This window comes from Pseudomonas sp. IT-P12 (genome assembly GCF_949767465.1).
GTDB lineage: Bacteria > Pseudomonadota > Gammaproteobacteria > Pseudomonadales > Pseudomonadaceae > Aquipseudomonas.
Genome location: NZ_CATKPY010000007.1, coordinates 1 through 8,902, shown reverse-complemented (window position 1 = coordinate 8,902; position 8,902 = coordinate 1). Strand labels below are relative to the sequence as shown.

The window sequence follows — 8,902 nt, the reverse complement described above, 5'->3', positions numbered from 1 at the left end:
ACCACTGAAGCAAACGCTGGTGGACGCGCTCTACGAACAGCCAACGGTCGAGCACGTCTACGACCTGTACGGCCCCTCGGAAGACACCACCTATTCCACCTGGACCCGCCGCACCGCAGGCGGCACGGCGAACATCGGCCGGCCGCTGCACCACACCGCCAGCTACGTGCTGGATGCCGACCTGCAACCGGTGCCGCAAGGCGTCTCGGCCGAGCTGTACCTGGCCGGCGCGGGCATTACCCGTGGCTACCTGGGGCGCGCGGCGATGACCGCCGAGAAGTACGTGCCGAACCCGTTCGCCCGAAATGGCGAGCGTATGTACCGCACCGGTGACCTGGTGCGTTACCAGTCAGAGGGTTCGCTGCAATACGTCGGGCGCATCGACCATCAGGTCAAGGTGCGCGGTTTCCGTATCGAGCTTGGCGAAATCGAAGCGCGCCTGCTGCAACAGGACGCGGTGCGCGAACTGGCGGTGCTGGCTCAGGACAGTGTCAACGGTCAGCAGCTGGTGGCCTACATCGTGCCGAGCGATGCGGCGGTCGTGGTGGGTGATGCCGAGGTGCAGGCCGGCCTGCGGGAAACCCTCAAGGCCGCGCTGCGTGAGCATTTGCCGGATTACATGGTCCCGGCCTACCTGTTGTTCCTCGATGCGCTGCCGTTGACCCCCAATGGCAAACTCGACCGCAAGGCCTTGCCAGCGGTCGATGGTTCCTGGCAGCAGCGTGAACACGTCGCGCCGCACAGCGCCCTGGAAAAAGCCCTGGCGGCGATCTGGCAAGACGTCCTGGCCATCGACTCGGTGGGCCTGGAAGATAATTTCTTTGAATTGGGCGGTGACTCCATCGTCTCGATGCAAGTGGTCAGCCGTGCCCGCCAGGCCGACATCGTGTTGAGCCCAAAGGACCTGTTCCAGCACCAGACCATCCGCAGCCTGGCGCAAGTGGCGCGCCAGGCTGAGCAGAGCTCCATCGACCAGGGGCTCGCGGTCGGCGCTGTGGCCCTGACGCCGGTGCAGCACTGGTTCTTCGAGCAACCTATCCCCGAGCGCCAGCACTGGAACCAGTCGCTGCTGCTGATCCCGCGTGAGCCATTGGATGGCGAGGCGCTGGAGCAGGCCCTGGGGCAATTGCTCAGGCACCACGACGGCTTGCGCCTGCGTTACCAGAACAGCGCCGCGGGGTGGCAGCAGGCCTATACGGGGCCGACGGCGGATTCGTTGCTGTGGCAGCGCCGGGCCGATTCGGCGCAAGCCTTGCTGGAGCTCTGCGAAGAGGCGCAGCGCAGCCTCGACCTGCAACAGGGCCCGCTGCTGCGAGCGCTGCGGGTGGACATGCACGATGGCAGCCAGCGTTTGCTGCTGGTGATCCATCACCTGGTGGTGGATGGGGTGTCGTGGCGCGTCCTGCTGGAAGATCTGCAGCAGTTTTACCGCGAGGCCCGGGACGGAACGGTCATGCGGCCTGTCGCCAAGACCAGCGCCTATCAGCGCTGGGCGGCGCGCCTGCAAGCGCACCTGCCAGTGTTCCTCCACAGCCTCGATCACTGGCAGGCGCAACTGCGCGACGTGCAGGGCGACTTGCCTTGCGATCGCGCCAACGGCGCCCTGGAGAATCGTTTCGAGCAGAAAGTCGAGATCAGACTCGACGCCGAACAGACCCGCAAGCTGCTGCAAGGGGCGCCCGCAGCCTATCGCACCCAGGTCAACGACCTGCTGCTGACGGCGCTGGCGCGTGTGGTGTGTCGCTGGACCGGGCAGGGCAGCACGCTGATCCAGCTCGAAGGCCATGGTCGCGAAGACCTGTTCGACGACATCGACCTGAGCCGCACCGTCGGCTGGTTCACCAGCCTGTTCCCGGTCAAGCTGACGCCTGGCGCCGAGGTCGGCGCATCGATCAAGACCATCAAGGAACAACTGCGAGCCGTGCCGGACAAGGGCCTGGGCTACGGCGCGCTGCGTTACCTGGCCGAACCTGCGGTCGGCGCAGCGCTGGCAGCCCTGCCCGTACCGCGCATCACCTTCAACTACCTGGGGCAGTTCGATCGCCAGTTCGACGACGCGGCGCTGTTCGTACCCTCGAGCGAAGGCAGCGGCGCAGCGCAGGATCCCGGCGCGCCATTGGCCAACTGGCTGACGGTGGAGGGCCAGGTGTATGGCGGCGAGCTGGCGATGAGCTGGGGTTTCAGCAGCGAGATGTTCGACCGCCGCACCATCGAGCAACTGGCCGGCCATTATGTGGCCGAACTCGACGCGCTGATCGAACATTGCTGCACCCTCGACCTCCCGCAGGCCACGCCATCGGACTTCCCGCTGGCGCGCCTGACCCAGGCGCAACTCGACGGTTTGCCGGTGGCGGCCGGCCAGTTGGACGACCTCTATCCCTTGTCGCCGATGCAACAGGGTCTGTTGTTCCACACCCTGTATGAACAGGCGGCGGGCGAGTACATCAATCAGCTGCGGGTCGACGTTCAGGGCCTCGATCCGCAGCGTTTCCGCGCCGCCTGGCAAGCGACCGTCGAGGCGCAGGACATTCTGCGCACCGGGTTTGTCTGGCAGGGCGAGCTGGAGCAGCCGGTCCAGATCGTCCACAAACAGGTGCAATTGCCGTTCAGCGTGCTCGATTGGCGTGAGCACGGCGATCTGGCCGTGGCGCTGGACGACCTGGCCGACGACCAGCGCCAGCAGGGCTTCGATCTCACCCAGGCGCCGTTACTGCGTCTGGTGCTGGTGCAAACCGCTGCCGATGGCTGGCATCTGATCTACACCCATCACCACATCCTGATGGATGGCTGGAGCAATTCGCAGCTGCTCGGCGAAGTCCTGCAACGCTACCGCGGTCAAACGCCACCGGCCACGGGTGGGCGTTATGGCGATTACATCGGTTGGCTGCAGCGTCAGGACGCCCAGGCGAGCGAGGCTTACTGGGGCGAACAGCTGGCGTCGCTGCAGGAGCCGACGCGCCTGGCCCAGGTGGTGGCGGGCAACGACAGCCTCAGCGGCCATGGCGATCATTACCTGACCCTGACGCCTGCGAATACGCTGGGCCTGGAAGCGTTTGCCCGCCAGCAGAAAGTCACCGTCAACACCCTGGTGCAAGCCGCCTGGCTGCTGTTGCTGCAACGCTACACCGGTCATGAGAGCGTGGCCTTCGGCGCCACGGTCGCCGGTCGCCCGGCCGATCTGCCCGGCATCGAGCAACAGGTCGGTCTGTTCATCAACACCTTGCCAGTGATCGGTACGCCGCGTCCGGACCAGACCGTCGCGGCCTGGCTGCAAGCCGTACAGGCGCAAAACCTCAGTCTGCGTGAGTTCGAGCACACGCCGTTGGCGGACGTGCAGCGCTGGGCCGGGCAGAGTGGCGAGGCGCTGTTCGACAACATCCTGGTGTTCGAGAACTACCCGATTGCCCAGGCGCTGCAACAAGGCGCCGAGCCAGGCGTGGTGTTCGGCGACGTGGCCAACCTGGAACAGACCCATTACCCGCTGAGCATTGCCGTGACGCTGGGGCAGGCATTGGCCCTGCACTTCAGCTATGACCGGTCGCTGTTCCCGGCGGCGGCCATCGAGCGCATCAGCGCGCACTTGTTGCACCTGCTGGAGCAGTTCGCCGAGTCTGCCGAGCGTCGCCTGGGTGAAATCGCCCTGACCAATGCCGCCGAACGAGCGCAGCAGCAAGCGGACAATCATCCGCAACCGTATCCGGTCAACGTGGCGGTGCATCAGCGCATTGCCGAATGGGCGGCGCAGCGTCCCGAGCGGACGGCGGTGATCTTCGCCGGCCAGCACTTCAGCTACGGCACCCTCGATCAGCGGGCCAACCGCCTGGCCCATGCCTTGATCGCCCGGGGTGTCGGCCCGGAAACCCGGGTCGGCGTGGCCTTGCCGCGCAGTGAAGAGGTCATCGTCGCGTTGTTGGCGGTGCTCAAGGCCGGAGGCGCCTACGTGCCGCTGGACACCCGATACCCGCGTGAGCGGCTGGCCTATCTGATTCAGGACTCGGGCCTGGCGTTGTTGCTGACCGATTCTTCGGTGGCCGCGCAATTGCCGGTGCACGGCGCGGTGGAGCGGCTGGAACTGGATCGCCTCGACCTCGAGGATCAGCCCGCCAGTGCGCCGCAGGTGGCAATCGATCCGCGGAACCTCGCTTACGTCATCTACACCTCGGGTTCCACCGGCAATCCCAAGGGTGTCAGCGTCGCCCACGGTCCGCTGGCGATGCATTGCCAGGCCATCGGCGAGCGCTACGAAATGCGTGACAGCGATTGCGAATTCCATTTCATGTCCTTCGCTTTCGACGGCGCCCACGAACGCTGGCTGACCAGCCTGACCCACGGTGCCTCGCTGCTGATTCGCGATGACAGCCTGTGGACGCCGGAGCAGACCTACAACGCGATGCGCGAACACGGCGTGACCGTGGTGGCGTTCCCGCCGGTGTACCTGCAACAACTGGCCGAACATGCCGAGCGTGAAGGTCATCCGCCGACAGTGCGGATCTACTGCTTCGGCGGCGACGCCGTGCCGGCCGCCAGTTTCGAGCGGGTCAAGCGCGCCCTCGATCCGGACTACATCATCAACGGCTACGGCCCGACCGAAACCGTGGTCACGCCGCTGATCTGGAAGGCCGGGCGCGACGTGCCGTGCGGCGCTGCGTATGCACCGATCGGCAGCCGCATCGGCGACCGCAGTGCCTACGTGCTCGACGCCGACCTCAACCTGTTGCCGCAAGGCATGGCGGGTGAGCTGTACCTGGGCGGCACGGGGCTGGCGCGGGGCTACCTGAATCGCCCCGGCCTGACTGCCGAACGCTTTGTCGCCGATCCGTTCAGCACCCACGGAGGCTTGTTGTACCGCACCGGGGACCTGGTGCGGCAACGGGCCGACGGCACCTTCGATTACCTGGATCGCATCGACAACCAGGTGAAGATCCGCGGCTTCCGTATCGAGCTGGGGGAAATCGAAGCCAGCCTGCAAGCCTTGGCCGGGGTGCGCGAAGCGGTGGTGGTGGCCCAGGAAGGCAGCGCCGGCAGCGGCAAGCGCCTGGTGGCCTATGTGGTGGCCGACGCGCTGAACGCCGCGCGCAGCGATTTTGCCGAAGCCCTGCGCGAGCAGTTGAAGACCACGTTGCCGGCGCACATGGTTCCGGCCTATCTGCTGGTTCTGGAACGTCTGCCGCTGACGCCCAACGGCAAACTGGATCGCAAGAACCTGCCCAAGCCTGACGTCAGCCAGTTGCAGCAAGCCTACGTGGCGCCACACAGCGCGCTGGAGCAGCAGCTGGCGACGATCTGGCAGGACGTGCTGAAACTTGAGCAGGTCGGGCTGAGCGATAACTTCTTCGAGCTCGGCGGCGACTCGATCATCTCCATTCAAGTGGTCAGCCGTGCCCGTCAGGCCGGGATTCGCTTTACCCCCAAAGACCTGTTCCAGCACCAGACGCTCCAGGCACTGGCTCAGGTCGCGCAGGTCGGTGTGGCGGTACAACGGATCGATCAGGGACCGGTCACCGGCGAACTCCCGCTGTTGCCGGTGCAGCAGCTGTTCTTCGAGCAGGCCATCCCCGAGCGTCAGCACTGGAACCAGGCCGTGATGCTCAAACCCACGCAACCCCTGCGCGCCGATGTGCTGGAGCAGGCCCTGGCGGCGTTGGTGGAGCATCACGACGGCTTGCGCCTGAGCTTCGTCGAACAGGCCGACGGCTGGCACGCCCACTATCAAGCGCCGGGCAGCCGAAGCGAAGCATTGGTGTGGTCGGTGGACATTGCCGGCGCCGCAGAGCTGGAAGCCGCCGCCAACAGCGCGCAACGCAGCCTGAATCTGCAACAGGGGCCGCTGCTGCGAGCGCTGCTGGCTCACCTGGGCGATGGCAGCCAGCGGCTGCTGCTGGCGATCCATCACCTGGTGGTGGACGGCGTGTCGTGGCGGATCCTGTTCGACGACCTGCAAACCACCTACGGCCAACTGGTCCGAAGCGAACCGCTGCGACTGCCGGCAAAAACCATGGCGGCCCAGACCTGGGCGCAGCACCTGCACCGCTATGCCTGCAGTGTGCCGTTGCAGGCCGAACTGGCCGGCTGGCAACAACGACTGCACGCTGCCGATGCAAGTTTGCCGCTGGATAACCCCGAGGGCGGGCTGCAACACAAACACGCGGTGACGGTGCGTACGCAGCTGAACCGGGACCTGACCCGTCAATTGCTGCAAGACGCTCCGGCGGCTTATCGCACACAGGTCAATGACCTGCTGCTGACGGCGCTGGCCAGGGTCATGGTGCGCTGGACCGGTTCCGACAGTGCGTTGGTGCAGCTTGAAGGTCATGGCCGTGAAGCGTTGTTCGACGACGTCGACCTGACACGCACGGTCGGCTGGTTCACCAGCCTGTATCCGGCCCGACTGACTCCGGTGGCCGACCTCGGCGAGTCGCTGAAACAGATCAAGGAACAACTGCGCGCGATCCCCAACAAGGGCATCGGTTTCGGCGCACTGGCCCGCCTGGGCGACACGGCTGCACGTGAGGCCATGGCCCGGTTGCCCGTGCCGCGCCTGACCTTCAACTACCTGGGCCAGTTCGATGGCAGCTTTGCCGAGGCCGACGGCGCTCTGTTCGTGCCGTCCGCCGAGGCGGCCGGGGATGAGCTGGATGCCGAAGCGCCACTGGCCAACCTGTTGGCGCTCAACGGCCAGGTGTATGGCGGCGAGCTGAACCTGGGCTGGACCTTCAGCCGCGAGATGTTCCATGAGGCGACCATCCAGCGCCTGGCCGACGACTACGCGCAGGAGCTGCAAGCGCTGATCGGTCATTGCTGCCAGGCCGGTCACCACGGCGTCACGCCGTCGGACTTCCCGTTGGCCCGTCTGAGCCAGGCGCAACTGGACCGCCTGCCGTTGCCGGCAGCGCTGATCGAGGACCTTTACCCACTGTCGCCGATGCAGCAGGGCATGCTGTTTCACGCGGTTTACCAGGAGACCTCGGGCGACTACATCAACCAGATGCGCCTGGACGTCGAAGGCCTTGACCCCGAGCGCTTCCACCAGGCCTGGCAAGCGGCGGTCGAGGCCCATGACATCCTGCGCACGCGCTTCGTCTGGCAGGGCGAGTTGCCGCACCCGGTGCAGGTGGTCAGCAAACACGCGCCGATGCCTTACAGCCTGCACGACCTGCGCGCCCACCCGCAGCCCGACCAGGCCTTGCAGGCATTGGCCGACAGCGAACGGCAGAACCTGCACCTGAGCGATGCGAGCTTGTTGCGCCTGGTGATCGTGCGTCTCGACGAGCAGCGCCATCACCTGATCTACACCAACCACCACATCCTGATGGATGGCTGGAGCAATTCGCAGTTGCTCGGTGAAGTCCTGCAACGTTACAGCGGTCAGTTCGTCGCCGCGAACAGCGGGCGCTATCGCGATTACATCGGCTGGCTTCAGTGCCAGGATGCGGCAGCCAGCGAAGCCTTCTGGACCCCGGCCCTGCGCGACCTGCAAGAGCCGACGCGACTGGCGCAAGCCCTCGCGTCGCCGGCGGTGAATGTTGAAGGTTATGGCGACCATTTCCAGGTGCTGGACGCCGAGCTGACGGCGCGCCTCGGCGAATTTGCCCGGGCGTCGAAAGTCACGGTCAACACCCTGGTGCAAGCGGCCTGGCTGTTGCTGCTGCAACGCTACAGCGGCAAGGACACCGTGGCGTTTGGCGCCACGGTCGCCGGGCGGCCGGCGGACTTGCCCGGCGTGGAGCAGCAGATCGGCCTGTTCATCAATACCTTGCCGGTGATCGCCACGCCGCGTGCCGAGCAGTCGCTCGACAGTTGGTTGCAGGCGGTACAGGCGCAGAACCTGGCGCTGCGCGAATTCGAGCACACGCCGTTGTTCGACATTCAGCGCTGGGCCGGGCAGGGCGGTGAAGCGCTGTTCGACACGTTGATGGTGTTCGAGAACTACCCGATCGCCCAAGCCCTGGAGCAGGGCGCACCGCAGGGGCTGCGCTTCGGCCCGGTGGCCAGCCGCGAACAGACCAACTACCCGCTGACCTTGCTGGTGAGCCTGGAGCGCGAGCTGGCGCTGCATTTCAGCTATCAACGCAGCGCGTTCGAGGCGGCGGCCCTGGCGCAACTGGCGACCCAGCTTGAGCATTTGCTGAGCCAGATGCTCGACGGCGGCCAACGCTGCCTCGGCGAATTGAGCCTGCTCGATCCTGCACAGCAACAACGCATCGTCCATGACTGGAACCCGGTCGGCGAAGGCTTCGCTGACCACCTGTGCATCCATGAACTGATTGCCCGCCAGGTTGCCGCTGCGCCCGAGGCCTTGGCGGTGACGTTCGGCACGTTGAACCTGAGCTACGCCGAACTCGACGCCCAGGCCAACCGCCTGGCGCACAAGCTGATCGAACTCGGTGTCGGCCCGGAAGTGCGGGTCGGCGTGGCCATGCAGCGTTCCGAACAACTGCTGGTGGCGCTGCTGGCGGTGCTCAAGGCCGGTGGCGCCTACGTGCCGCTGGACCCGGATTACCCGGCCGAGCGCGTGGCCTACATGCTCGAAGACAGCCGCGCTCACGTGCTGATCAGCGAATCGGCAGTGGCGCAAAACCTGACCGTAGCCAGTGACACTCAAGTGCTGTTGATGGAGGCCGCACACGCGTGGTCGGGTTATCCACAGCACGCGCCGCTGAGCCGCGTCACCCCGGACAACCTGGCCTATGTGATCTACACCTCCGGTTCCACCGGCCAACCGAAAGGCGTGGCCATCGCCCACCGCAACGTGTCGGCGCTGATCGACTGGTCGCAGTCGGTGTACCGCCGCGACGACATCCAGGGCGTGCTGGCCTCGACCTCGGTGTGCTTCGACCTGTCGGTGTGGGAGCTGTTCGTCACCCTGGCCAACGGCGGTTCGCTGATCATCGCTCGCAATGCG

At 65.9% G+C, this 8,902-nt stretch carries 1 protein-coding gene; it reads left to right on the top strand.

All coding sequences use genetic code 11. From position 1 onward, the window contains the following. Window positions 1–8,902 (top strand): amino acid adenylation domain-containing protein (locus ACM6IM_RS03240; protein WP_414864136.1); only part of this gene is annotated, 8,902 nt, incomplete at both ends.